Below are 25,889 nucleotides of genomic sequence, written 5' to 3'. Positions count from 1 at the left end.
AGAACTGTTCATGATGGGGTCTAAGGTAGGTCCGGCGACCGGCTCAACATAAAAAAAGGCCCGCCGGAATACCGACGGACCACTTACATACACTCACCTTATTGTATTCGCTTGAATAGTGTTCCTGCATAACTGGATTATGCGCATTGTGTTTAAAATTCTGTCTATATATTAATAGTGTGAATGTATTGCCCACGACGAGGTGTACAGGAAGACAGATCGATCGCCCGCAGTGGTTATCTTTGCGCGCTAACCCTTACCCTATGTTACGAGTCTCCTACGTGTTCTTTGCCCTCATGCTTTTACTGCTTTCCGTCGGATGTGGTGAGGATGAGGATGACTGCCTCAACAGTGAAATGACGCTGGAAGAGTACCGGATCGCCAATTCCATACAGGCTACGGAGGGCACCGGCGGGCTATTCTACGTCATTCTCGAGCCGGGAGAAGCCCTGCGGCCAAGCCCGACGAGCCAGGTGGTCGTAACGTACCGGGGATATACTACGGAGGACGAGACCTTCGACGAGACGCCCAGCAACACTACCCGGACCTTCCAGCTCAACTCGCTGATCGCGGGCTGGCAGCAGGGTATCCCGCTAGTCGGTACGGGCGGCAAGATCCAGCTATTCGTCCCCTCGGCCCTGGCCTACGGTCCGAATCAGGCGGGCAATATTTGTCCGAATACCGACCTGATCTTCGACATCGAGCTCGTCGGATTCAACGATCAATAAGGGCAGCGGCGATCGACCAACTGACGCACGAGGAAGTAGCCCGCAGCGCGCGCACCTATCCCATCACGCTCCTCTGTCCGGACTGGCACGACGCCCGCAACGTTGGCGCGGCCTTTCGCCTCGCCGATGCAGCGGGCCTGGCCGGTCTGGTGCTGAGCGGGAGTACACCCACCCCACCCCATCCGAAAATTGCCAGGACGGCCCGGTCTACGGTCCGGGCCGTGCCCTACGAGGTGATCACCGATCCGCTGCAGTACATCGAAACTGCCAGGCGGCAGGGTAAGCTCATTCTCGGACTGGAGATCACCTCACAGAGCACGTCGCTATTCACGTACCGACTGCCACATGACCGGGAGATCCTTCTTCTGGCCGGCACTGAATCCAGCGGACTCAGCGCCCCACTACTGGCAGCATGCGACGCTACGGTACACCTGCCGATGCACGGACAGAATACCTCAATGAACGTGGCGGCCGCTCTGGGGGCGGCGGTATACCTACTCTTGATGCAGTTGCAGTAGCGCGATCACTTCGGGGTCTTCCGCAAGCTCGGGGTGCCAGTTGAAGAGTTGCTCGCGCTGATCGTAGTAGTTGCTCAGGGCTTCGTTCAGTAGGATGAGGGCCTGCTTGCGGCGATTACAGATCATAAAAATGGCCACCGTGCCGTAGGCCAGGGCGTCATCCATATACCGCTGCTGTACGTCTTCCAGCATACGGACTGCCTCGCGCTCCCGCCCGTGCTCCACCAGAAAGAGGGCATAGGACACGTAGGCATCACTAAACTGCTCTTCCAAGTCTACGGCCTTAAGAAATGCCTGCTCGGCCTCCAGTGGGGCATTGGTGGCCGAGCTGCACAGCGCCAGTCCGAGCCAGCAGTCGGCCGTATGGTTGGGCAGCTCTACGGCGCGGCCGTAATTGTAGGCTGCTACCCCCCACTTCTCCTGCGCTACACAGCACTCGGCGATGTACTGGTAGATATCGTACATCTCCGGGTCGATCTCCAGCGCGCGGAAGTAGGCTCGCTTGGCATTGACGTAGTCTTCTAGCAATTGGTAGCTGCGACCGATGCGCATACTGGTTTCGTAGCTTTCTTCGGCGTCCTCGGCCTCGAAGTAGGCGGTATATGCGCGTAGTGCCGGCTCGTACATTTCCAGGTCGAACAACTTATCGGCGTACTCCAGGTCGTAGCTGCTACGGGCCTCATTGAGCGAGCGGGCACTGGCAAAGGCGTCCAGGGCCGCCAGATCGTTGCCGCCGTCATCGTACCACATTCCGAGGTAAAACCAGGTGATATCATTGAAGGGGTCGCGGTCTACCTGCCGCTGAAGGATGCGACCTATGTCCTGACGGAAGGGGTCGAGCTCGGGAGCGTTGAGCAGCTCATCGTAGGCCGGTTCCTGATAGGGATCGAGGCGGATGGCTTCGGTGAGGGCTTCGAAGCTTTCCCGGAAGCGATTTTCCTGCATACAGAGCAGTCCGTCGAAGAAGGCCAGCAGACTGAGCTTCTCGTCCTGGCTCACTACGTTATACAGCTGATCGAGGGCGGCGCGGGCCTCTTCCTGATGCTCGAAGTGCACGAACACCTCCAGGCGCAGCATCATCACCTCCTCGTCGTTGGGGGCGTAGATATTGAGTTGTTCCAGGGTGGCCAGGGCATCGTCTTCTTCCAGGTTGATCTTGTGGATCAGTGCTTTCCACTTGTAGAAGTCGGGGGTATAGGCATGCTGACTGATGGCCAGGTCGGCGACCTCCAGGGTCTGGTCGTAGTCGTGCTGACCGAAGTAGTGGATGAGCAACTCCTCAAATTCTTCCTCCGCCAGGAAAAGCGGACGTTGCTTCTGCGTAGCGGTTTCGTAGCGGGCCACGAGGGCTATCAGCGCCTTTTCACGCTGGTCGTTACTCTTTCTGTTCATACCGGTGTGCGCCCCCGGCATAGCCTCCTGGGCCATTGGCTGGGGATCGTGGGTAAAATACGAATTCAGGGGCAGAAAGTTGCGCAGTACTTTTACCCCCGCCGCGAAATACCACGACCCCTCCCGGCACGTTTACACCTTCCGCTACCAAACCGACACTATGACCTCCCGCCCTACCCTGATTCTACTCCTTGTACTACTGGCCTGCACCGTCTACGCCCAGGAGCTCTACAACGTTCGCGTCGGCACCTTCCAGGATGCACGCTCCGATGACTTCACCGAACTGCAGGAACTAGGCTTCGTATACGGACTGCCCCGGGAGGGTCAGCTAGTGGAAGTCTACATCGGCAATTACAGTAGCCAGGACAAGGCTACGGCAGTGACCGAGGACCTCCGCAAGCGGGGCTACCGCAATGCCGCCCCCTTCTCGATCCCCGGCACGAGCGAAAGCCCGGTACCCTACATCCAGATCGCCCTACGCGGTCGCAACCGTGCGCTCAACTGGGCCAGCCTGGAGCGCGCCGGCAAACTCTACATCGACGCTACCGATGGTACGACCAAGGTAGTCACCGGTCCGTATGCCTCCCCGGCCGACGCCACCCAGGCACTCGCCGATATCCGGGGGCTGGGGTTCGCCGATGCCTTCGTCAAGTCGCTGCGGCCCAAGAGCCTCATCCCCGTAGGTGTCTTCGAAACCGGGATCAAGAAACCCCTGATCCCCATCGAACTACGTCAGCCACAGCCCGACGCACAAGCCGACCAGGACTCCACCGCACCCGCGACCGCGCCCGCTAACACTCAAACGATGCCGGCCCAGGTGCCCGTGACCAGTACGCCACCTCCGGCACCCGCATCGGCAACGGCACCAACCCCGGCGCCAGCGCCAGCGGAAAACACCCCCCTACTGGGGGAGGAAGCGGTCGCGGCCAGTCAGCCCCCCGCTACCGTCCCCGTAGCGGAACCGATGCGCGTTGACCGTCCCGGCCTGCCCACCATTCAGATGCGGCCTAAGCGGCACAGCACCGCTGAACTACAGCGCGTACTGAAGGAAAAAGGATTCTACGACGGGGCTATCGACGGACTGTACGGCCCCGGAACCACCAAGGCGTACGAAGCAGCCTGGACCCAACTCGCCCCCCTACGTAAGTACCGCATCCTGGCCGCTGCGGAGGGTGACGGTGCGGCCCCCGGCAACGCGCCCGCCAGCTGGCCCGAAGTGGCCGTGGCCCTGGCCGTCGCTGACGACCTGGCCGCCGGACTCGGCGATGCGGAAGTAGCCCAGGCTATGCAGCGCGAGCGTGGCGCCTTACTGAATGCCACGGCTCCTCTGGTAGCCGCTACCGCCGCTCGGGCGAAAACCTGGGAAACCACCGTATGGACCAACCTCGATGAGTGGGCTACGCAGGACCCCCTGCACGCACAGCTCCTGAGTGCGCTACGGGTCGCTTACTACCAGTCGCAAACCCGCCTGGAGGCCATGTATGCGCAACGGGGAATGGACGCCATCGCCGCGCGCGACCTCGCCACTGCCAGCCTGCAGAATCTGCTCGGCGCACAGCTGGACCGGTTTCTGTAGCGGGTTTACTCCTCTTCCATGGCGCGCTGTAGCCCGTCGTATGCTTCGCGCTGCTCGATGATCATGGTGTACAGCAGGTCCTTCAGCTCGGTGATACCCTCGCCGGTGATACTGGAGATGTACAGGCTGGGTAAGCCCTGAGGTACCTCGGCGGCGCGCAGCTGCTTGAGCTCCTCGTCGACCATATCGGCCCGGGTGAGGGCGAGTACGCGAGGCTTATCGAGCAATTCCGGATTGTACTGCTCGAGTTCATGCAGCAGTGTACGGTACTGCCCCTGCAGGTCATCGGCGTCCGCCGGAATGCAGAATAACAGCGTGGCGTTGCGCTCGATGTGCCGCAGGAAGCGATGACCGAGGCCCTTACCCAGGTGAGCGTCCTTGATGATACCGGGAATGTCGGCCATGGCAAAGGATTGGCCGTCGCGGTACTGCACCATGCCGATATTGGGCACGATGGTAGTGAACTCGTAGTTGGCGATCTCGGGCTTAGCGGCGGTCAGTACGCTCAGCAGCGTGGACTTACCCACATTGGGTAGCCCGACCAGACCTACATCGGCCAGCACCTTGAGCTCCAAAATGTACCAGGCCTCGATGCCAGCCTCGCCGGGCTGTGCGTAGTCGGGGCTCTGGTTGGTGGACGACTTGAAGTGGGAGTTACCAAGTCCGCCGCGGCCACCCTGCACCAGGATGCGCTCCGTGCCGTGCTCCGTGACCTCGAAAAGTGCTTCGCCGGTCTCGGCGTCGCGCGCGATGGTGCCCAGGGGTACGTCCAGGATCACGTCAGCCCCGGTGGCGCCCGACTTATTGTTGTCGGTGCCGCGCTCGCCGGATTCGGCGCGGATGTGCTTTTTGTATTTGAACTGCAGCAGCGTCCAGAGATTGCGGTTGCCGCGCAGGATGATGTGTCCGCCGCGTCCGCCGTCGCCGCCGTCCGGACCACCTTTGGGAATGCCCTTGGCGCGATAGAAATGCCTGGACCCCGGTCCTCCGCTGCCGGAGGTGAGGTTGATCTTTACGTAGTCAACAAAATTTGCGCGTGCCATACCCCCCGTTTTACTTGATTAGTCCTGTTCTGCCGGCCGTACGATAGCGGCGATGTCGTTGGCTACTTCCTGCATGGTCTGTGCACCGTTGACCTTATGGGCTAGACCCAGCTTGTCGTAGTAATCGTAGACCGGTGCGGTGTAATTGATGAAATTGCTGTAGCGGGTACGGATCACTTCTTCCTTCGCATCGTCGGCCCGGCCACTGGTGGCCGCCCGGCCGAGGATACGCTTGACGATGGTGTCCACGTCTACGTCCAGTAGGATGAGCGCATCGATACCGGCGCATTTTTCCTCCATGAGGTCGTTGAGGGCTGCAGCCTGGGGATCCGTACGGGGGAAGCCATCGAAGATGATGCCTGGCACGTCCGGGTTTTCCACTACCCGTTTACGCAACATAGCGATGGTGACCTCGTCGGGTACCAGGTGGCCACGGTCCATGTAGTTGCGGGCCTGCTGCCCGAGCGGTGTGTTGCGGCTGAGCTCTTCGCGGAACATATCGCCGGTGCTGATGTGCAGGAAGCCGTGTTGCTCGACGAGGAAGGCGGCCTGGGTACCTTTCCCCGATCCCGGAGGGCCGAAAAGAATCAAATTATACATGGAGTCGAAGCGTGAGTGGGCGGCAAAGATAGGTTTTACCTAGGCACGTTCCAGTAGCGCCCGCAGACTGGCGTAAATCGGCTCGTCTTCGCGTAGCACGTCCTGCAGGCTACGCCACTGCGCCAGCACGATGCCCTCGCCGGCTTCGGGCACCAGTTGCTGCTGTTCGGTCGTCATGCGGAACCAGTAGGTAGGCTTGAGGATGCGGTTGCCCTTTTTGCTCCGGTAGGTGTGGTAGGTGGTGGGCAGGGCCTCCCCTAGCTCGATCTGCTCCAGGCCGGTCTCCTCCTCTACTTCCCGCAGGGCGGCAGCGGCGGCCTCTTCGCCCTCGTCGAGCTTGCCCTTCGGCAGATCCCAGTAGTCGCGCCGGAAGATGAACAGCTGCTTCTCATTCGTCACGTTGGTCACTACGCCGCCGGCGGCCTCTACCCATTTATAGTGCGAGCGGAAGTCGTTCCAGAGCTCCTCCACGTCGGGGGCAGTTAGGGCTACGGAGGTCACCTTAGGGCTCCCTTTTTCCAGCGTATCGGCGTAGTTGAGCAGGCTCTTGCGTTTGCCGGTGTAGCGGGCGGCCAGGTGGGTGGCCGGGTTGCCGTTGATCGGGGGGGCGGCGGCATCCTGTGGCAGCAGGTACAGCGGTCGGTCGTTGATATAGATTACGTACATTGGCGCGAAATTAAGGACCCCATGGACACATCCCGGCACATAGCGCGCCGCCTGCTCGAAGTAGGGGCGGTGAAGCTACAGCCCCGCAAGCCCTTTACCTGGGCGAGCGGTCTGCGGTCGCCCATTTATTGCGACAATCGCGTGCTCCTGTCCTTCCCGTCCATTCGCTCCGAGGTCGTAGAGGCCCTGTGCGCGGCCGCCGGTGCGATGGACGTACAGGGGGTAGCCGGAGTAGCTACCGCCGGCATTCCCCACGGCGCCCTACTGGCCGATCGACTGAGCCTGCCCTTTATTTATATCCGAAGTTCCGCCAAAGCGCACGGCCGGCAAAACCAGATCGAGGGCCGGCTGACGACTGGTGATCGCTACATCGTCGTGGAAGATCTGATCTCCACGGGGGGCAGCAGCCTGAAGGCGATCGACGCGCTGCGCGCCGCCGGCGGACGGGCAGCGGCTGCCCTGGCCATATTCACCTATCAGTTGCCGGCGGCGCAGCAGGCGTTCGAGCAGGCTGCGGTACCCCTGCATACGCTGAGTGACTACACCGCCCTGGTAGAGGTGGCACGGGAGTCGGGTAAGATCACGGCAGATGAAGCGGCAACCCTCGCTGAGTGGCGGTCCGATCCCCGGGCCTGGAGCAAAAACTTTTCGGCCTAGTCAGGGCTTTGCCATGTAGCTACACGCTTTTCTTCCCACCGACACGTATTGTACAAACCGACACCCCATGCCCATTCTAGACGAGCAGGTCGAGGCCTTCCTACACCGCTATCTCAACAACGCCTCCCCCACCGGATTCGAGAGTAGCGGACAGAAGCTTTGGCTTGACTACCTCCGACCCTACGTCGATGAGGTCGCCCTGGATACTTACGGCACGGCGTACGGCGTCATCAATCCCGGTCGGGACTACCGCGTAGTGATCGAGGGGCACGCGGACGAGATCAGCTGGTTCGTACACTACATCACCGATGCGGGCCACCTGTACGTCGTCCGCAACGGCGGCAGCGACCATACCATCGCACCCTCCAAGCGGGTCAATATTCACGGCGATAAGGGCATCGTACGCGGCGTATTCGGCTGGCCGGCCATCCATACCCGCCGCGGCGAGGATGCCAAGCTGCAGCCTAAGCTGGAAAACATCTTCATCGACGTAGGTGCCAAGGACAAGGAGGAAGTACTCGAGATGGGCGTCCACGTAGGCAGCGTCATCACCTACCCCGACGAGCTGGAGATCATGAACGACCGCTACTACTGCGGCCGCGCGCTGGACAACCGCATGGGGGGCTTCTGCATCGCGCAGGTGGCCCGCCTGCTCAAGGAGCGCAAGATCGATCTGCCCTTCTCCCTCTACATCGTTAACGCGGTACAGGAGGAAGTAGGCTTGCGCGGTGCTCAGATGATCACCGACCGCATCAAGCCGCAGGTAGCGATCGTCACGGATGTGACCCACGACACCACCACCCCCATGCTGGACAAAAAGAAGGTGGGCGACGTGCAGGCCGGTAAGGGACCCAGCGTCACCTACGCCCCGGCAGTACACAATAAGCTACTCAAGCTCATCATCGACACGGCCGCCGAACAGGAAATCGACATCCAGCGCGAAGCCAGCAGCCGCGCTACGGGTACTGACACCGACGCCTTTGCCTACTCCAATGGTGGCGTAGCCTCCGCCCTGATCAGCCTGCCCCTCAAGTACATGCACACCACCGTAGAAATGGCGGCGAAGAGCGACGTAGAGGGAGTGATCGAGCTTATACTGGCTAGTCTGACCAAGATCGAAGACGGCATGAGCTTCAACTACTTTGAAGTGTAGTACCGTTCTTGGGAGATTATGCGTAATCCGCTGCTGAACTGGCTCTTCTACGGGCACCTGTGGATCGCACTGGCCGCGCTGGCACTGAGCTGGCAGTCTACCTACCTGGCCACCGGCGATCCAGCGCTATACGCTAGTCACTACTTCGTATTCTTTGCTACACTGGGTGTGTATACCAGTCACCGAGCACTCAGTTTCCAGCGTACCAGGGGCTACCCTACGGGCAGGCGGTACCGCCTGATCTCCCGGCAGCCCGTGGCTTCCGCCCTGGTGGCCATCCTTAGCCTGACCGTGGCCGCAGCCATCGCCACCCAGTTTGCCGCGGCAGCCTTCTGGCCGGTCATCCTGGCCCTGCCCTTCACCTTTTTTTACCTTATCCCCCTGTTCCCCGGCGGACCACGCCTGCGCGACTTACCCTACCTCAAGGTAGTCTGGGTAGCCCTGGCTTGGGCCCTGATGACCGATACCTTCGTAGCCGAAGGCGTACGCTCCGTAGGTAGCGAAAGCTTCATCCGTTTTGCTCTGATCCTGGCCGTAGCCCTCCTCTTCGACTCCCGCGATGTAGTGCTGGATCGCCGGCAGGGCGTACGGACCCTGGCTGCGCAACGCCCCGGTCTGAACCGTTCGGTCGCCATGCTACTGTTGTTGGGCTGCGGACTGCTATCCTACCTGAGCTACCCGACCGCCCAGGGACTACCGCTACTGTTAGCCTATGCCGCGGCCGCACTAGTAGGCCGATTCACCCGGGCGGATCGAGGAGAAGATTTCTATGCCGTCTACGTCAACGGTCTATTGCTCCTCCCCCCCCTATGCCTACTTCTCGGTTTGCTTAGTTAGGCCCCGTACCACAATCAGCGCAGCGCCGAATGCACTGGCCTGTGGGGCATGAGCCACTTCCACCCGCCGGCCCGCCCGCTGAGCGAGCAGTTCGACCCAGCCGGCCGAGCGCGTGAATCCGCCGCTGGCGTAAATGATCTCGGAGGGGCAGGTAGCCGCTTCCAGCTGCCGCAGAATTTCCACCACATTATCCGTCACACCGAGCAGCACGGCCCGCACCAGGTCGACGGGTGTATGGTGACCGCGCAGTCCGGTGAAGGCCGCCGTAGCCAGCGCATCCCAAATGGGTGCCCGCTCCCCGTATAGGTAGGGGGCGAACTGTAAGTCGGTGTCCGGAGCCGCCACCGCTGCCTCGATCATCTCGCCGATGGAGCCGAAGTGTCCACGCAGTAGTTCGTAGGTCCACTCTAGCACCTTGCCCCCGTTGTTGGTCGCGCCGCCCAGCACGAAGTAATCGTCGAATAGGATGTAGTTGAACAGCCGGTCCTCCGTAGCAGCGGCCGTGCCCCGGTGGGTAGCCCGCACGGCTCCGCTGGTGCCGATGGTGAGCGATACCCGGCCGGGCTCCATCAGCCCGCTGCCTAGGTTGGCCAGACAGCCGTCGGAGCCACCGATGAATAGTGCGACGTCCGCTACGCCGAGGCGATCGGCTACCTCGGGGCGCCAGTGCAGGCGGGTCGTGGCTGGTACTACCCGTGGGGTACGCAACGGGAGCGAGGTACCATCACCGGCTAACTGCAGTGCCGGCGGGTGCCAGTCCCGGGTCGTCAGGTCGAGCAGCCCGGTGGCGCTGGCTAGTTGCTCGTCCAGAAGCTTGCCGTCGGTAGTCCAGCGGTCGACGAGGTAGGACTTGAGGTCCGAGAGGTAGGTCGCGGCCGCGATACGCTCGGGCTGCGCTTGTGCGAGCCAGCGCAATTTGACCAGCGGAGACATCGGGTGCACGGGGGTACCGGTACGTCGGAGCAGCTCCCTGCGCTGTGCCTCGTCGAAGTCCTGCATCACCGTTTCGGCGCGGACGTCCGCCCAGGTCAGGATGGGCCCGAGGGGGTTGCCCGCTGCATCCAGTAAGAGCACTCCGTGCATCGGACAACTAATGCTCATACCGAGCGGCCGCCTGGGCAGTTCGGCGATCAGTTGCCCGATCAGCCCCTCGGCTACGGCTACGATGTCCGCTACCTCCTGCACGGCCGCACCCGCTTCGGGGTGATGGAGGGGGTAGGCTCCGGTGCGTTCCTGGATCAGATCACCGGCTGCGGTGAAGGCAGCGAGCTTGGCGGAGGTGGTCCCCAGGTCTAGACCCAGGTAGAGGGGGGCGGTAGGCATGTGCGTGAAGGTACGGCTGGCTTCTTCCGGCGGCGTCGTAGCTTTGCTTGATGAAGCCTACCCTACCCCTCTTCGTTGCCCTTCTGACCTTTCTCTGCACCGGCGTACGCGCCCAGCAGCCCGTTACGGTAGCCGATATGCAGGCCTGGAAACAGCTGCGGGGCGAAGCCCTGAGTGCGGATGGTGAACACGTGGTGTACCGCCTGAGTCCCGACCTGGGCGACGGCGAAACCATACTGTACCGCGCGGCCGACGGACAGGAGCGCCGCTTCCCCCGTATGGACGACGGCCGCTTCTCCTACGATGGCAAGTACCTGGTCGGGATGGTACGGCCCAGCCGCGATACCGTCCTGCACTACAAGCGCCTGGAGGAGGAAAAGCAGCTCAAAACGATGGACACCCTGCTGGTCTACGACCTGGCCACCGCCCGGGAACAGCGCTACCCCGGTGTGTACGAGGTGAAACTAAGTGAGCGCTCCGCCGAGGTATTCGCCTATACCACCGCCTCCATACTAGAGGACAGCCTGCGTAAGGACCTCGATGAAGACGCCCGCCGCCTTGTAGTGCGGCGCTTCGGTAGTCAGGACAGCTTCTACCTGGAGGGGGTGATGGAGTTTCAGGTAGCGCGCGACCGACCCATCGTAGTGGCCCGCCGCACGGCCAAGGACAGCACCTGGACCGACGGCGTACTACGGATCGATCCCAGCGAACTGGAGTGGCAGAACCTCAGCGTGGGCCCGGCCAACTACGCCGGTCTGACCGTGAGCCACGACGGCAGCCACGTAGCTTTCCTGAGTAGCGACAAGCAGGAAACGGAGGGTAAGCAGCTGCCCTTCCACCTGCACTACTGGTCTACGGGCAGCGACTCGGCCTACATCGTAACGGGTCGCGACATGGACTGGCTACCGAAGGGCTACCGGATCAGCGACGACCGGCGCCCGGCCTTCTCCGCCGCCGGCAAGTACCTGTTCTTCGGCACTACGCCCCGCCGGCCGGAATTGGATAGCACCGAGCTCGCCAGCGAACTGGCCGACGTAGAAGTCTGGACCACCGAAGACCCCCAACTGTACACCCAGCAGAACAGCAGCCTGGAGCAGGACCGCAAGTTCACCTACCTGGCCATGTACCGCACGGGGGTGGATGAGTTCGTGCAGCTCGCTACCACGGACTATCCGGAAAGCAGCCGGCCCGCCGAAGGCCGCGGCGACTATATCATGCTGTACACCGACAGCCCCTACGCCAAGGAGACCATGTGGGAGGGCGGACCGGCCGCCCGCGATATCGTACTAGTGAACCTGCGGACCGGTGTGCGCACCCCCCTGGCCGAGGGCGAGCGCGGCTACTACAATTGGTCGCCCGAAGGCAAGTACGTAAGCTGGTATAACCCGGGCGACTCGGTCTACCGCGCCTATAACGTAGACCGTAAAACGCTCGCTACCATCACCTCACTCGAGATCGGCACCTTCTTCGACGAGCGCAACGATCAGCCCAACGATCCCTACCCCTACGGCGTGGCCGGCTGGACCGAAGACGATGACGCGATCGTAGTCTACGACCGCTACGACCTCTGGCAGCTCGACCCCGATGGCTCGGGCAGTCCCCAGCGTCTCACTCAAGGCAGGGAACAAGGCGTCCGCTACCGCTACGAAGACCTGGACCCGGAGCGCCGCGCGCTCGACGAAGTGATGGTACTCACGACCCAGGTCGACAGCACCTACTACGGTGGCTTTGCCGTGCTGAACGACGGGCGCGTGGAGCAGCTCGCTACCGGCCCGTACACCTACAACGACTTCCACAAAGCCCGGCAGGCCGAGCGCTACGTATACACCCGCGAGAGCTACACCGACTACCCCAACCTGCGGCTGACCACCGACCTGGCTGGGGAGGCGACCATGATCTCCGATGCCAACCCCCAGCAGTCCGACTTCAGCTGGGGCAGCATGGAGGAGTACCGCTGGATCGACCACGAAGGCCGCGAACTACGCGGTCTACTGGTGAAGCCGGCAGACTTCGATTCTACCCGGCAGTACCCGATGCTGGTCAATTTCTACGAACGTAGCAGTGAGGGGCTTTACCGCCACCGCACCCCCGTACCCGGCCGCAGTTCCATCAACTATCCCCACTACGCCAGCCGGGGGTACATCATCTTTAATCCCGACGTAGTGTACCGCGAAGGCTACCCCGGCGAGAGTGCCTACAACTGCGTGATGAGTGGGATCAGTAGTCTGCTAACGAAGGGCTACGTAGACCGTGATCGCATCGGCCTGCAGGGCCACAGCTGGGGCGGCTACCAGGCCGCCTACCTGGCGACCAAGACGGACCTCTTCGCCGCCATCGAATCCGGTGCCCCGGTCGTGAATATGTTCTCGGCATACGGCGGTATCCGTTGGGGCAGCGGCCTGAGCCGGCAGTTCCAGTACGAGCGCACGCAGAGCCGCATCGGCGGTACCCCCTGGGAGTACCCGCTGCGCTACATCGAAAACTCCCCCATCTTCACCACTGACAAGATCAACACCCCGATCCTCATCCTGCACAACGACGAGGACGGTGCCGTACCCTGGTACCAGGGCATCGAGTGGTTCACCGCCCTGCGCCGTCTCGGCAAACCCGCCTGGTTCCTCAACTATCGCGGTGAACCGCACTGGCCGGTCAAGACGCCTAACCGTGCTGACTTTCAGACCCGTATGGCGCAGTTCTTCGACCATTACTTACTGGATCAACCCATGCCGCTATGGATGCAGAAAGGCGTGAGTCCCCTGGAGCGCGGCATCGATCAGAACCTGGAGCTGACCGAGGAATAGCCTAGCGCAGGCGTACCTCGCGCAGCGCAAAGGTCCGCTTCACTCCCCCGTGCAGGAGGATCAGCCGTCCGTCCGGGTCCACCCCCTGTATGCAGGCACTTAGCCGCTCCCCAGTTGCAGTTACTTCGAACTCTGCCATCTGTTCGCGCAGGTAGAGCCGCTCGTGGTAGGCGTCATAGAGTGTGGCGTAGCGCCCGGCCTCCAGTACATCGTACCAGGCGGTGAGATGAGCGAACAGGGTATCCCGTACGGTGTCAAGCGAAAGTGAAGTACCCAGTTGCAGGGCCAGCGAAGTTGCCGTTCGGTCGAGGGGCGCGGGAAAGTGACTTTCGTTGACGTTGAGACCGATACCGGCCACGGCCCACTGCAGTTGCGTGCCGCGCAGTCCGTTTTGCAGCAGTACGCCGGCGATCTTTTGGTCGCCTACGTACACGTCGTTCGGCCACTTGACAGTGACGGCCTTCCCGGGCAGGTGCTGCTGTACGGTATCGGCTACGGACAGGGCGATGAACTGCGTGAGGGCCAGGAGCCGGTCGACTGACAGGTGGTCAGGTCGCAGCAGCACACTTAGGGTCAGATTGGCACCCGGGCTACTGTGCCAGTGATTGCTTCCCTGCCCGCGGCCGGCGGTTTGTTCGTGGGTGAGGTAGACGGCCCCGTGGGGCGGCGGTGCGCTGGTGCCAAGGTCCGTGACCAGGGCGGTATTGGTGGAGGCTAGCCGTGCGAACTGTTTGGCAACTTTAGGAACCAGCACTCTGTTTGATTTGTACGATTCCTAACGGAACGATTATTGCTACCTTACAGTACCCAACGTATCAGTTTGACTACATCCACCACTACTACGCGTAAGACGGTCAGCCCCCACCTGGAGCAACGACTAGACGTGATCCTGGACAGCATCCAGGATATCAAAGGTAAAAACATCACCCGGCTCGACTTACGCAAGCTCGACGATCGGCCCGCGGAATTCTTCTTCATCTGTGAGGGTGACTCCACCACCCAGGTGCGGGCTATTGCGGAAAACATCCACCGGCGCATGAAGCACGAGCTCGGCGAGTTGACCAAAAACCCCATCGGCAGTCGGCCGGCTAACTGGGTGTGCCTGGACTACTTCGACACCGTGGTCCACGTTTTCTACCCGGAGACGCGCGCCTACTACCAGATCGAAGATCTGTGGAGCGACGCCATTGCGACAGAATACGAGAGCCTCTAGCGGGCCCACCACCAAAATAAGTGTGGCGTGCCAACGAAAAGCACTTCCGCACGTTAGCCATAAGATATGAGCACAAATAATAAGAACGCCAACCCCGAGGAAACCGGCGGTCCGAAATTCCAGAGCTACTGGATCTACGCGATCATGTCCGTGGTCCTGTTGGCCCTCGTGCTGACGAACTGGGGCACCGGTGCGTCCAGTGAGATCCAGCTCAACCGCCTCAACGATATGATCAAGGACAACGCCGTCCAGTCGATCAAACTCGTCAACAGTGACCGGGCCGAGATCTTCATCAAGGAAGACAAGAAGTCCGAACCCGCCTACGAAGACGCTGCCCCGGAAGGTATGGGCGGCTCCCGCTACGATTACTACCTCGAAGTAGCCGACCCCGGATCGTTCAACGACTTCATCAATAAGGCCTACGAAGAGCAGGGCGTCCCCTTCGCCGAGCGCGTCCGCGTAGACGCCGAGCGCCGCACCGACTACCTCGGTAATGCCCTACAGTGGCTGCTCCCCCTGGCCGTGATCGCATTCATCTGGATCATCCTCATGCGCCGACTGGGTAGCGGAGGTGGTGGCCCCGGCGGACAGATCTTCAACATCGGCAAGTCAAAAGCCACCCTGTTCGACCAGAACAGTAAGGTGAACATCACCTTCGCCGACGTAGCCGGTCTGGACGAAGCCAAGGACGAGGTCATGGAGGTCGTCGACTTCCTCAAGAATCCTAAGAAATACACCGCCCTGGGTGGTAAGATTCCCAAGGGTGTACTCCTAGTAGGCCCTCCCGGTACCGGTAAGACCCTACTCGCCAAGGCCGTAGCCGGTGAGGCGGGCGTACCATTCTTCACGATGTCGGGCTCCGACTTCGTAGAGATGTTCGTCGGCGTAGGTGCCAGCCGCGTCCGCGATCTGTTCAAGCAGGCCCGCGAGAAGGCCCCCTGTATCATCTTCATCGACGAGATCGATGCCATCGGCCGTGCCCGTGGCCGCGCCAATATGCAGGGCGGTAACGACGAACGGGAGAATACCCTGAACCAGTTGCTGGTAGAGATGGATGGTTTTAGTACCGACAAGGGGGTCATCCTCATGGCTGCTACTAACCGCCCCGACGTACTCGACCCCGCGCTGCTGCGCCCCGGCCGTTTCGACCGGCAGATCGGTATCGACCGGCCCGACCTGAAGGGACGGGAAGCCATCTTCAAGGTGCACCTTAAGACGATCAAGACCAACGATACGGTCAACCCCGAGGTACTCTCCGAGATGACGCCCGGCTTCGCCGGTGCCGAGATCGCCAATATCTGTAATGAGGCTGCCCTCATCGCCGCCCGTCGCAATCAGGATAGCATCGGCCTGGACGACTTCAACTACGCCCTCGATAAGGTCATCGGCGGACTGGAGAAGAAAAACAAGCTCATCAGCCCCGATGAAAAGAAGATCATCGCCTACCACGAGGCCGGTCACGCCATCTGTGGCTGGTACCTGGAGCACGCGATGCCCCTGGTGAAAGTAACGATCGTACCCCGCGGTGTTGCCGCCCTCGGCTACGCTCAGTATCTACCCAAGGAGCAGTACATCACCCGCACCGAGCAGATGCTGGATATGATGTGTATGACCTTTGGTGGACGTGCCGCCGAGGAGGTAGTGTTTGACAAGATCAGCACCGGTGCCCAGAATGACCTGGATAAGGTGACCAAGATGGCCTACGATATGATCACGGTCTACGGTATGAACCCCAACGTAGGGCAGGTCAGTTTCTACGGTATGAGCCGCGACGCCTACCAGCGCCCCTACTCAGACAGTACCGCTACGCTGATCGACGATCAGGTGCGGGAGTTGCTCGACGGACAGTACCAGCGCGCCAAGCAGTTGCTGGTGGTCAAGCGGGAAGAAGTCAACAAGCTGGCCGAGGCACTCCTCGAGAAGGAGGTGCTGAGCCGCAAGGACCTCGAAACGCTGATCGGCCCCCGCCCCGCGGATGCCGAAGAAGGCTACCAGGAATGGGCCGGCGTAGTCGATAACGCCCAGGACCTGGATGCTACCGGACTGATTACCCCCTAGTCTGGCATAGTCCCCTGTACGATGGCCCCGTTACCCTTGCGTAACGGGGCCATCGTTGCTTTAGGTGGGCTTTGCGCTCCGTGTGGTATCTTCACGTACCGAAATATCGAGCCTAGTTCACTTGCCTTTGACCGATACAGTACCAGCCGTTGACGCCCTGCTTCAGATGCATCAGGATGCCTTTGACTTAGTCACTGAGGGCGTGCTGTGGGTCGACGTGACCGGGCGGGTGCAATTTGGTAACGAGAGCGCGGCCACACTGCTGGGTTACAGCCGCAACGCACTCGTGCGTACGAGCTATTTCGAGATCAACCCCCACTTCAGTATGCTGGGGTGGAAACGGTTCTGGAACCGCCTACAGGAGAACACCAGCGAGCGCCTGGACACGGAGTTTGTAAATGCCGACGGTAAGCTGTTCAGCATCCGGGGGCGGGCCGGCTTCGATATCTACAGCATCGATCCCGAGCTGTGCCTGGTGATCTTTCATGCCACCGAAGCAGGCAAGCGCGATGCGGACCTGCTCGATGTAGTGCAGCGCGACGGCAAGATCGGCGCCTGGGAAGTCAACCTGACCACTAATCAGGTATTCATCACTCCCATCATCCGCCGCTGGCTGGGCCTGACCCCGGATCGCGCCTTCTACCCCGCTATCGAGTTTCTGACCCTGCTGCAGGGTCGCGTCGTTTCCACGGTGTACGGCGACCTGCGTATCGCCTACAAGAAGCTACGGGGTACTACGGACCACGTGACGGTAGAACTACCCGTCGTCACCACCGCCGCAGATAAACAGACCTCTCCCACCATATACACCGCCCGCGCTCAGTCGGTCGAGAATGAACTGGAAGTGTATAAGGTATATGGCACCCTTACGCGCGGTGGAGATGTGTTAGCCGACGCCCTCCCGCATCAATCCGCAGACGAGGAGCTACTGCGTACCGCGCTTGACCGGCAGACGGACGCCGTATTCTTAGTGAGCTATGCCGACCGTAAGATCGCCTACGTCAATGACCGGGCTAGTGAGCTGACGGGCTACTCCCGCAATCAGCTGATCGGATCACCCGCCTCCCGGCTCGCCGACCCTGCACGAGCCGAAGAGATCGCAGCGCTCTACGAAGAAGTGCGGGAGCGGAAATATATAGAGCGACAGACCGTTGTGGCCCACCGCGACGGGACGCACAATCCCCTGTTCTCCCGCATCTATTACTACGGTAAGGACGATCAGGAATACCTGCTCATCATCGCACAGGACAGCCGGGAAGAGGTCCAGCTCTCCGAGAACCTGCAACTCTACGTAAAGACGCTCGACGCACTCAATGAGTGGGTGATCTGGCTGAACCCGACCAACGAAGTGGTCCTCCTGAACGAGGCGGCACGCCGCAAACTACGGCGCAAGACCAGTCGGTCCCTGGAGGGCCTGTCCATCAGCGAGTTAATGCCCGATCTGACCATCCCGGCCCTGTCCGATATCAGACAGGAGCAAATCGACGGACGCTTTCGGGCAGCGCTGGATTACATCTACACCAATCCCAGCGGCGAGGACCGCACCCTACAGGTCCGCTTCGCCCAGGTAGCAGCCGGCGCGCAGTTTTTTCTATGCCTGATCTGCCGCGACGTGACCCAGCAGTACAACAACAAGCGGCGACTACAGAATACCAAGCGCCGCGTGGACGAGCTCACCCGCCAGCTGCAGAGTGAGAACGAAACCCTGCGCGAACAGGTCGAGCAGATCAATACCTCGGGTTCTATCATCACCGCATCGACCAAATACCAGCAGGTACTCGGTCAGATCGCTCAGGTGGCCGACACGGACGCGACCGTCCTGGTCACCGGAGAGACGGGTACCGGTAAGGAATTGCTGGCCCAGTCGATCCACAAATTCAGCCGGCGTAGCCGCAAGCCACTCGTGAGTGTCAACTGCGCCGCCCTGCCCGAATCCCTGATCGAGAGTGAGCTGTTCGGTCACGAACGGGGGGCCTTTACCGGGGCCATCGCCCAGAAGAAGGGCCGCTTCGAACAGGCGGATGGCGGCACGATCTTCCTCGACGAGATCGGAGAGCTTCCCCTGGACATGCAGGCCAAGCTCCTGCGCGTACTGCAGGAAGGCGAAATTCAGCGCATCGGCTCCACCGATCCCATTACGGTGGACGTACGCATCGTAGCGGCTACCAACCGCGATCTAGAACAGATGATCGGCCTGGGTACCTTCCGGGAGGATCTCTTCTACCGGCTCAATGTATTCCCCATCCATAACATGCCCCTGCGGGAACGGAAGGAGGACATTCCCGTACTGATTAAACACTTTGCCAAAGTGTATTCCGACCGGATGGGGCGCAACATCACCCACATCAATCCCAGCGACATTGAAACGCTGACCAACTACGAGTTTCCCGGCAACGTCCGCGAACTGATCAACCTGGTCGAGCGGGCCGTCATTACCTCCACCGCCTCGACCCTCAACCTGCGCGCCAGCCTGAATGCCCTGCGGCGACCCGACCGCAATGACGAGACCTCCTTTCGCAGCGAGCGCATCATCCCCTTCGAGGCGATGCAGAAGCAGTACATCACCGAGGCACTGAAGCGCACGGGCGGCAAGGTTACCGGCCCCGGGGGCGCGGCGGAGCTGCTGGACCTCAACGGCCGCACCCTGATGTCCAAGATGAATAAGCTCGGCATCGACCGGAACAAGTTCACGGGCTGATCCACTCCCCGCCTACCGGGCTACACCGCATCTTAGGGGCATGAAACTGCAACTGGACCGTACGGACCTCGTCGTATTCGAAAGCGCGCTTTTCCGTACCGTCTCTACCCTGATCGTAGGTCAGGACTACCTACTCCTGGTTGACCCCAACTGGCTCCCCGGCGAAGTACAGACCATCGCCGACCGGATCGCTCCGCTGACCGCCGGACGGACATGCTACCTGCTCTTTACGCATTCCGACTACGATCACATCATCGGCTACGGCAAGTTTGCGGGATTCAAGACCATCGCTTCACGCGCATTCGTAGAAAATACGGGGCAGAATAAGGTGCTCCAGCAGATCCGGGACTTCGACGACGAGAACTACATCACTCGCGACTACCCCATCAGCTACCCCGCGATAGACCTACCCATTGAAGGAGATGATGTAGAGCTACAACTCGGAGGCGACACCTACGTATTCTACCAGGCGCCCGGGCACAACGCGGACGGACTCCTAACCTTCAACCGCAGTCGCGGTATCCTTATCGTAGGCGACTACCTGAGCAACATCGAGTTTCCATACATCTACCATTCGGTAACCGACTACCGGGCTACATTAGATAAGCTGGAAACACTGATCCAGACGGGGAACGTGAAGGTGCTCGTAACCGGACACGGCGATCACTCCAGCGACCGGTCGGAAATGGCGCAGCGTATCCAGGAGTCGCGCCAGTACATCAATGCCCTTGAGCGCAGTGTGCTGGAGGAAACCCCCTTCGACCTGGAAGCCCTTTTCCGCCGGTACGCCTACCCGGGCATCATGCGCAAGTTTCATGAGGCGAACGTGCAGTTGGTCACCGCTTCCGCACCGGCGTTCCCCGCCCTGCTGCACTACGAGGTGGCCCACCGGATACTGACGGGCTACATGAACTACTACTACCGCTTCAAACTGATCACGAAGCGGGCACGGATACGCTTCGAGGAACGCGACTGGCACGGCACTCAGGCCGACGCCCGCAGCCGCATCACGCTGTACCGCGACGAGGTGAATGCCACCACCCGGCAGCTGCAGGAGCTGATGGTGCAGCAGGAAGAAGATCACGCCTTCTGGGGCAAGGTGCGCGAGGCCTTCGCCGAGGATATCGCCCACTTCAATACGCGCAACATCGCCGAAACCTTCTTCAACTCGGTCTACCGCTTCGCCTACGGGATCGGCGCTGATCCGGAGGTGATGTTCGTAGTGCGCACGGGCAGCTACCGGGAGTACCGGGGGCTGTCGACGATCACCTTCGACTTCGCGCTGGCCGCCTACGAACTGACGGACATCGTTCGTGAAGTACTGGACCGCTTCCCATTTGCCGTAGCCTGGGACAATCGGGAGCGGGATATTACGCTGGTAGCCGATCGCTGGCGCGGCTTCATCCGCGAGCGGGGCGGGCGGCACCCGGGCGATCAGATCGAGGTACTGCAGTCGGTGTTCTACCGCAACAAAACGGCCTACATCGTGGGGCGCTTTCTGTCGCGCGGGGCGGTGTTTCCTTTCATCCTGCCCCTCCTCCACCCTACCGGCCGGGGCGTGCTGATCGACGCGCTGCTGCTGGAGGCTGACCAAGTCGTGTCCATCTTCAGCTACCACCGCTCGTACTTCCTGGCCGACATCAGCGTACCGAGCGATATGGTCGACTTCCTGCAGACCTTTATGCCCAGCAAGCGCATCAGCGAGCTGTACAATGCGATCGGCTTTGAGAAGCACGGCAAGACGGTGTTCTACCGCGAGCTGCTGCGTCACTTCAACCGGCACCCGGCACGGGATGAGCCCTTCGAGAGCGCGCCCGGAATCGCCGGCATGGTGATGTACGTCTTCACCACGCCGAAGCTCAATATGGTCTTCAAGGTGATCCGCGACCACTTCGCTCCCCCCAAGCAGGTGACGGCCGCTACCGTAAAGGCGCGCTACGACCTGGTCAAGCGGCACGACCGGGTGGGCCGCATGGCCGATAGCTACCTGTTCGAAAAGCTGGTGCTGCCACGCGATCGCTTTAGCGAAGAATGTCTGGCCGAACTGCTCCACACCGCCCCCTCGAAGGTGGTGGTGCAGGACGATCAGGTACTGCTGAGTCACGTGTACATCGAAAAGAAAATGACGCCGCTGAACCTCTACCTGCAGACGGCCGACGAAGCCATGGCCCGCAAGGCATTGCGCGACTACGGCCGGGCCATCAAGCAGCTCGCCGCGGCCAATATCTTTCCGGGCGATCTGCTGCTGAAGAACTTCGGAGTCACTCGCGTCAACCGGGTCGTCTTCTACGACTACGACGAGATCGAGCACGTCACCGACTGCAACTTCCGCCACATCCCCGAGCCCCGTACGCCCGAACAGGAGATGGCCTCCCAGCCCTGGTACTACGTGGGGCCGCGCGACGTGTTCCCCGAGGAGTTCCCGGGCTTCCTGATGCGGGCCGGCCCCCACCTGGACTACCTCCGCGCGCAACACGGGGAGATCTTCGACGCCGACTTCTGGAACGACCTCAAGCAGCGACTCCTGGCCGGTGAGATCATGGACGTGTTCCCCTACCGCACCGGCTGGCGGTTCCTGCAGTAACCGGCTACCGATCGGGCACCACCCGCCACTTGGTGCGTAGGGTGGTCGTCTTTCCGTAGCTCAATTTGCGGTAATCACCCTGTAATTCCAGCTCCACGAAGCCCCGGGGGGGATCGATATATACCTCCAGGGGGGCATGTCCAGGAGCCACGCGGTAGAAGTCCTGCACCACCGTATGCTTTTCCAGGATCAGCCCATCGGTATAGTAGCGCACCGGCACACTATCCAGATCAGCGAACACCTTGGTCGTGGCCGTATGCCGTTCGTCAAAGTGAATGACTCGCAGGCTGTCTTGTGATTCCACCACCCGCCGGGCATCCCCCACCGTGCGCACTGAGTCGGCAAAGAACACTATCCGACCGGTGTAGGGCAGTCGGGTCACTTCCCATGCCGCTACACTGCGCGTGGTGGGTCCGTTGTATGTCAACCAGTAGGTGAGGCCGATGTCGCTGTCCGGACCGAGGCGGTAGCGCTTCTGCAGGACCAGCCCGCTGCTGTCCTCCCGACTCTCCAGTAAGATCGAGTGCTCCTCTACTTTTTGTACGGTATAGGGTTCGCGGTCCAGGGTGGCGGGCGGCGGCCAGTCCCAGTCGGCCTGCGGGCTCGGCCAGGCGGTACTGCCATAGGTGAAGCCACTGCTATCGCGCACTACGTACAGCAGTTCGCGGTCTCCATACGTCACGCTAGTGAGGCGGGCGCCGTAGGCGGGGTCTACCGTCAGGCTGATGGAGTCGCGGGTGATCGTCAACGGCCCTCCATAATCTACCTCCGTAATATCCTGGGGGGCGGGGTCGCAGGTGCAGAGCAAAATGACAACTAGCAGTAGCGCGGCGCGGCTTATCATACGGGGGCGGTTGACACCTCGGCGGGGGCGGCGACGGTCTCCGGAGGAGTGCCTTCCTGAACGTAGCTGTAGGTGATATTGAGGTTGCGTACCTGGGAGAAAGGAATGACCAGGTACTCCCCCGGCATATCGTAGTTAGGCGGTTGACGTGTGGTACCCTCGTCGGCCGGTAGCACGCCGGACAGGTCGAGGTTGTGCCGGCGGATGGCGCTGCTGATAAATACCTGATCAATGACCTGTTCCCGGTTCAGGGAGTAATTCTCGAGTACCCCGGAGTAGAGGACGGCATTGCCGCCGCTGCCGTCCACCAGAATGTCGACCCAGATGAAATTGACTTTTCCGCGCCGCTCGGCCGGTAGTACGTAGCCGGTGAAGTAGCGGTCCCAGTCGTTGAGTACGCGCAAACCCTTATACCGCTGGTCGTAGCCGCGGCGCAGCACCACTTGCTGTAGCGCATACCCCAGGCCCACGCCGGTAGCCGAAAGAAACAGGGTGTAGCCCAGAAAAGGGACGACCGAATCCGTCAGGACTTGATAATCTTCGGCGGCAAGCGCGCCACCGGTACCGAGTAGATAGAGGATACGGGCGTCGGGAGGGGATCCGAGCGCCTGGGTCACCAGACCGCCCAGGGTGTGCAGAACGAGGGCGACGACAACCATGATGACGGCCTCGCTGAGCAGGCTGAAATCCAGACTGCGGCGGATGGAATTACTGCGTATGTAGGCGTAGCGAAAGCCAATGCCCGGCAGCAATAGTAAAATGGTCAGTAGGGCGCCAAAGGCCAGGCTCACGCTTCGGCGTCCGTTGATTGTTGCAGTTGCTCTGACGTGAGCTCACTGACGGAGACGGTATGGTACACCTTGCCGTCTACCTCGAACGCGCGCTTGAATCCGCTGCTGGGATCCTGGGCGGCAATGGCCGACTTCAGGGCCGCACGCTTGGCCTCCGGGGAGAGCTTGCGGAATTCTTCAGACTGGTAAGCGCGCATGATAGAAACGGTTTGCGGGGGAAAGTAAGGGCTTTATTTGTAATCTTACAAACTAACGCTGTTCCCCAGCCCCTGGTTTGCCCGACCCCCTATGACCCCCACCGATCGCCTGCTCCAGCTCGCCCCCGACGCCAAGACCCTCGAGAGCGGCCGCCGCCTGTTCTACAGCCGCCGCTGGCGGCTGCTGGGCGGAGACGGCGAATGGCTCTGGGGAGAGTTCGACGTGAACAGCAAGCGGCCCATCCAGTCGGCCGTACAGGTCGTAGAGGGCAAATTCCACTGCAGCTGCCGCGCCCGCGCCCGCCCCTGCGCGCATGACCTGGCCCTGATCCTGATCCTCAAGAATAACGCCGACCGCTTCACCGTAGGCCAGCCGCCGGACTGGCTCCGCTCCGTACAGTTTCAGACCACCAAGGCACCACGGGTAACTAAGGACGTAACCAAGGCGGACGACCGGCTCACCGCCCGGCTCGTCCTCATGGACAGCGGCATCGATGAGCTCGAACTGCGGCTGCTCGACGTGGCCCGCCGCGGACTGGCCGATACCCTGGCGCAGGGTGACGATAGCTGGCTTACGACCGCCGCCCGCCTCACCGACGCCAAGCTGCCCGGACTAGCCGGGCGGGTGCGTCAACTGGCTAGTCTGGACACGGACGGTACTACGAGCGAACTGGCCCGCGGACTGGGCGATCTCTACCTCTTTCTCCGCGCCTGGCGGATCCGGGATGAGCTTACCCCCGAGCGGCAGGACGAGCTCTACCAACTCGCCGGAATCACCACTAAGAAAGACGAGCTGCTTCGGCGACCGGTCACCTCTGACCACTGGCTGGTGGTAGGTACGGTAAATGGACAGGAAGATCGCCTACGCTACCGCCGCGTGTGGCTCCGGGGGGAACAGAGCCGTCGGTATGCCCTGATCCTGGACTTCGCCTTCGGGGAATTTCCCTTCGAGCAGTCGTGGCCCCTATCGGCCTCCTTCGAGGGTGGGTTGCACTACTATCCAGGCAATTATCCCCAGCGGGCGGTGTTCCCGGAGCCTCGACCCGGGGGTAGGCCCTACGACGGACTCAGCGGCTACGATACCTTCACCGGCATGCTCGACAACTACCGCAGGGCCCTGGGGGTGAACCCCTGGCTGCAGCAGTATCCGGTATATCTCAATGGGGTGCGACCGGTCAAGGGGGGTGAGCAGTTCCTGATAGTCGATGCGGATGGGCTTTCCTTCCCGCTGCCGTCTGACTACCCGGACTTCTACCGCCTACTGGCCGTCAGCGGGGGAGGTCCGCTGGCATTGTTCGCCGAGTTTGACGGCTACCGCCTGCGGCCCCTCAGCCTGCTTACGGAACTGGGTTTGGTGCCTGCATAGCTTCCAGCGTAGCGCGTAGCATGCGCCACTTGCCCTGCAGATCGCGCTTTCGTTGCACCTGCGTGTATCCGCCCGAACGGAATAACTGCAGGACTTGCTCGCTATTGTGGGCATTGGTTTCTACGTACACCATGCCGCCGGGGCGGAGGAGGATTTTGCCGGTGTTGAATACGTGGCGGTAGAACAAAAGTGGATCGTCTTCCGGCACGAAGAGGGCCAGGCGGGGCTCGAAGGCGAGCGTGGACCGGCTCATGTGCTTTTCCTCCGAGGGGGGGATATAGGGCGGGTTCGACACCAGTAGGTCATACTGGGCGGCAGGAAGTACCGCGCTCGCCTCCGCCATATCCTGCTGGTGGAAGGTGATGTGTACGTCTCTCTCCCTAGCATTCTTGCGGGCAACGGCGAGGGCGGCTTCGCTGACGTCGAGGGCTTCCAGTGTCCACTCCGGACGGCGCATCTTGAGCGCCAGGGGGATGCAGCCCGAACCCGTGCCCAGATCGAGCGCGCGCCGCTGACTACCGCCCACATGCTCTTCCAGGATCCATTCGACCAGCTCTTCGGTCTCCGGGCGGGGGATGAGGACGGCGGGGGTGACGTGAAGCTGCAAACCGTAGAAGTCGGCCACCCCCGTGACGTACTGCACCGGCTCACCGGCCAGCAGCCGGTTGAGGGTGGCCCAGGCCAGCACCTCTTCGTCGGGACTGAGCAGGCGCGGCCGCTGTCCCTGCCGGTAGCCGAACACGTCTTCCAGCACCAGCCGAGTGACAGAGCGGGCCTCTCCCCTACCCAGCAGGGGGCGGAGGGTCTTGGCAAAGTGGGTGGTCAGCTCATCGGTACGCATGGT

General features: G+C 61.3%; 22 protein-coding genes. 12 read left to right on the top strand and 10 right to left on the bottom strand.

The window, feature by feature from the left end:
• Positions 1-263 precede the first annotated feature (263 nt).
• Together MJQ68_RS04560 and MJQ68_RS04555 are read left to right on the top strand one after the other, a co-directional pair.
• Positions 264-728: an FKBP-type peptidyl-prolyl cis-trans isomerase gene (locus tag MJQ68_RS04560; protein WP_238749815.1), complete on the top strand. Its 465-nt coding sequence runs from the start codon at positions 264-266 to the stop codon at positions 726-728.
• Positions 671-1,246 (top strand): TrmH family RNA methyltransferase, encoded by a 576-nt coding sequence (locus MJQ68_RS04555; protein ID WP_238749813.1) that lies wholly within the window; start codon positions 671-673, stop codon positions 1,244-1,246. Before MJQ68_RS04560 ends, MJQ68_RS04555 begins: the two co-directional genes overlap by 58 nt.
• Here the strand turns inward: MJQ68_RS04555 and MJQ68_RS04550 are convergent.
• The gene (locus MJQ68_RS04550; RefSeq protein ID WP_238749812.1) at positions 1,223-2,638 is read right to left on the bottom strand and encodes a tetratricopeptide repeat protein; all 1,416 of its coding nucleotides are present in this window, start codon (positions 2,636-2,638) and stop codon (positions 1,223-1,225) included. The genes MJQ68_RS04555 and MJQ68_RS04550 overlap by 24 nt on opposite strands.
• Before the next feature lie 160 nt (positions 2,639-2,798).
• Here MJQ68_RS04550 and MJQ68_RS04545 point away from each other — a divergent pair, with 160 nt between their 5' ends.
• The gene (locus tag MJQ68_RS04545) at positions 2,799-4,214 is read left to right on the top strand and encodes a hypothetical protein (RefSeq protein ID WP_238749810.1); all 1,416 of its coding nucleotides are present in this window, start codon (positions 2,799-2,801) and stop codon (positions 4,212-4,214) included.
• Between the two features lie 5 nt (positions 4,215-4,219).
• On the opposite strand, the gene obgE is transcribed toward MJQ68_RS04545, so the two are convergent.
• Genes obgE through MJQ68_RS04530 form a run of 3 tightly spaced genes read right to left on the bottom strand, consistent with a single transcriptional unit; the run spans position 4,220 to position 6,523 of the window.
• Complete coding sequence (gene obgE, locus MJQ68_RS04540) at positions 4,220-5,257, bottom strand: GTPase ObgE (protein WP_238749808.1); 1,038 nt, start codon at positions 5,255-5,257, stop codon at positions 4,220-4,222.
• A gap of 18 nt (positions 5,258-5,275) precedes the next feature.
• Positions 5,276-5,857, bottom strand: coding sequence for an adenylate kinase (locus MJQ68_RS04535; RefSeq protein WP_238749807.1), 582 nt, complete (start codon positions 5,855-5,857; stop codon positions 5,276-5,278).
• Positions 5,858-5,896: 39 nt separating this feature from the next.
• Positions 5,897-6,523 (bottom strand): NUDIX domain-containing protein, encoded by a 627-nt coding sequence (locus tag MJQ68_RS04530; protein ID WP_238749806.1) that lies wholly within the window; start codon positions 6,521-6,523, stop codon positions 5,897-5,899.
• A gap of 21 nt (positions 6,524-6,544) precedes the next feature.
• Between MJQ68_RS04530 and pyrE the strand changes: the two genes are divergently transcribed.
• From pyrE to MJQ68_RS04515, 3 genes are all read left to right on the top strand, one after another.
• Positions 6,545-7,180 carry an orotate phosphoribosyltransferase gene (gene pyrE / locus MJQ68_RS04525; RefSeq protein ID WP_238749805.1) on the top strand — a complete coding sequence of 212 codons (636 nt, stop codon included), beginning with the start codon at positions 6,545-6,547 and terminating at the stop codon, positions 7,178-7,180.
• A 67-nt stretch (positions 7,181-7,247) separates the two neighbouring features.
• A complete protein-coding gene (locus MJQ68_RS04520; RefSeq protein WP_238749804.1) occupies positions 7,248-8,333 on the top strand; it encodes a M28 family peptidase in 1,086 nt (361 codons plus the stop codon).
• 18 nt (positions 8,334-8,351) lie between these two features.
• The gene (locus MJQ68_RS04515) at positions 8,352-9,170 is read left to right on the top strand and encodes a UbiA prenyltransferase family protein (RefSeq protein ID WP_238749803.1); all 819 of its coding nucleotides are present in this window, start codon (positions 8,352-8,354) and stop codon (positions 9,168-9,170) included.
• Here MJQ68_RS04515 and MJQ68_RS04510 read toward each other — a convergent pair.
• Entirely contained in the window at positions 9,147-10,493 is a 1,347-nt protein-coding gene (locus MJQ68_RS04510; protein ID WP_238749802.1) for a gluconokinase, read from the bottom strand. The genes MJQ68_RS04515 and MJQ68_RS04510 overlap by 24 nt on opposite strands.
• Positions 10,494-10,543: 50 nt before the next feature.
• Here MJQ68_RS04510 and MJQ68_RS04505 point away from each other — a divergent pair, with 50 nt between their 5' ends.
• Entirely contained in the window at positions 10,544-13,294 is a 2,751-nt protein-coding gene (locus tag MJQ68_RS04505; protein ID WP_238749801.1) for a S9 family peptidase, read from the top strand.
• 1 nt (position 13,295) lies between these two features.
• Here the strand turns inward: MJQ68_RS04505 and MJQ68_RS04500 are convergent, their stop codons facing one another.
• A complete protein-coding gene (locus MJQ68_RS04500; RefSeq protein ID WP_238749799.1) occupies positions 13,296-14,048 on the bottom strand; it encodes a biotin--[acetyl-CoA-carboxylase] ligase in 753 nt (250 codons plus the stop codon).
• A 66-nt stretch (positions 14,049-14,114) separates the two neighbouring features.
• On the opposite strand from MJQ68_RS04500, the gene rsfS reads away from it, so the two are divergent.
• The 4 genes from rsfS (at position 14,115) to aceK (ending at position 21,847) form a co-directional block, all read left to right on the top strand.
• Positions 14,115-14,507, top strand: coding sequence for a ribosome silencing factor (gene rsfS, locus MJQ68_RS04495; protein ID WP_238749798.1), 393 nt, complete (start codon positions 14,115-14,117; stop codon positions 14,505-14,507).
• A 66-nt stretch (positions 14,508-14,573) separates the two neighbouring features.
• Positions 14,574-16,565: an ATP-dependent zinc metalloprotease FtsH gene (ftsH, locus tag MJQ68_RS04490; protein ID WP_238749796.1), complete on the top strand. Its 1,992-nt coding sequence runs from the start codon at positions 14,574-14,576 to the stop codon at positions 16,563-16,565.
• Between the two features lie 127 nt (positions 16,566-16,692).
• Entirely contained in the window at positions 16,693-19,263 is a 2,571-nt protein-coding gene (locus MJQ68_RS04485) for a sigma 54-interacting transcriptional regulator (protein WP_238749794.1), read from the top strand.
• A 40-nt stretch (positions 19,264-19,303) separates the two neighbouring features.
• The gene (aceK, locus tag MJQ68_RS04480; protein WP_238749793.1) at positions 19,304-21,847 is read left to right on the top strand and encodes a bifunctional isocitrate dehydrogenase kinase/phosphatase; all 2,544 of its coding nucleotides are present in this window, start codon (positions 19,304-19,306) and stop codon (positions 21,845-21,847) included.
• A 4-nt stretch (positions 21,848-21,851) separates the two neighbouring features.
• Here aceK and MJQ68_RS04475 read toward each other — a convergent pair whose 3' ends face one another.
• The 3 genes from MJQ68_RS04475 to MJQ68_RS04465 are packed head-to-tail and all read right to left on the bottom strand — an operon-like array spanning position 21,852 to position 23,679.
• A complete protein-coding gene (locus MJQ68_RS04475; RefSeq protein ID WP_238749791.1) occupies positions 21,852-22,691 on the bottom strand; it encodes a DUF4380 domain-containing protein in 840 nt (279 codons plus the stop codon).
• A complete protein-coding gene (locus tag MJQ68_RS04470) occupies positions 22,688-23,482 on the bottom strand; it encodes a hypothetical protein (RefSeq protein WP_238749790.1) in 795 nt (264 codons plus the stop codon). Before MJQ68_RS04470 ends, MJQ68_RS04475 begins: the two co-directional genes overlap by 4 nt.
• A complete protein-coding gene (locus MJQ68_RS04465; RefSeq protein ID WP_238749789.1) occupies positions 23,479-23,679 on the bottom strand; it encodes a hypothetical protein in 201 nt (66 codons plus the stop codon). The genes MJQ68_RS04470 and MJQ68_RS04465 overlap by 4 nt, the downstream gene beginning before the upstream one ends.
• A gap of 91 nt (positions 23,680-23,770) precedes the next feature.
• Between MJQ68_RS04465 and MJQ68_RS04460 the strand changes: the two genes are divergently transcribed.
• Positions 23,771-25,045, top strand: a complete 1,275-nt coding sequence (locus tag MJQ68_RS04460; RefSeq protein ID WP_238749788.1) for a hypothetical protein — start codon at positions 23,771-23,773, stop codon at positions 25,043-25,045.
• Here the strand turns inward: MJQ68_RS04460 and prmC are convergent.
• Entirely contained in the window at positions 25,017-25,886 is an 870-nt protein-coding gene (prmC, locus tag MJQ68_RS04455; protein WP_238749786.1) for a peptide chain release factor N(5)-glutamine methyltransferase, read from the bottom strand. The two genes, MJQ68_RS04460 and prmC, sit on opposite strands and share 29 nt — an antisense overlap.
• Between the last annotated feature and the right edge of the window lie 3 nt (positions 25,887-25,889).

Source organism: Neolewinella maritima (genome assembly GCF_923081025.1).
GTDB lineage: Bacteria > Bacteroidota > Bacteroidia > Chitinophagales > Saprospiraceae > Neolewinella > Neolewinella maritima.
This window is presented reverse-complemented; position numbering and strand designations above follow the sequence as displayed.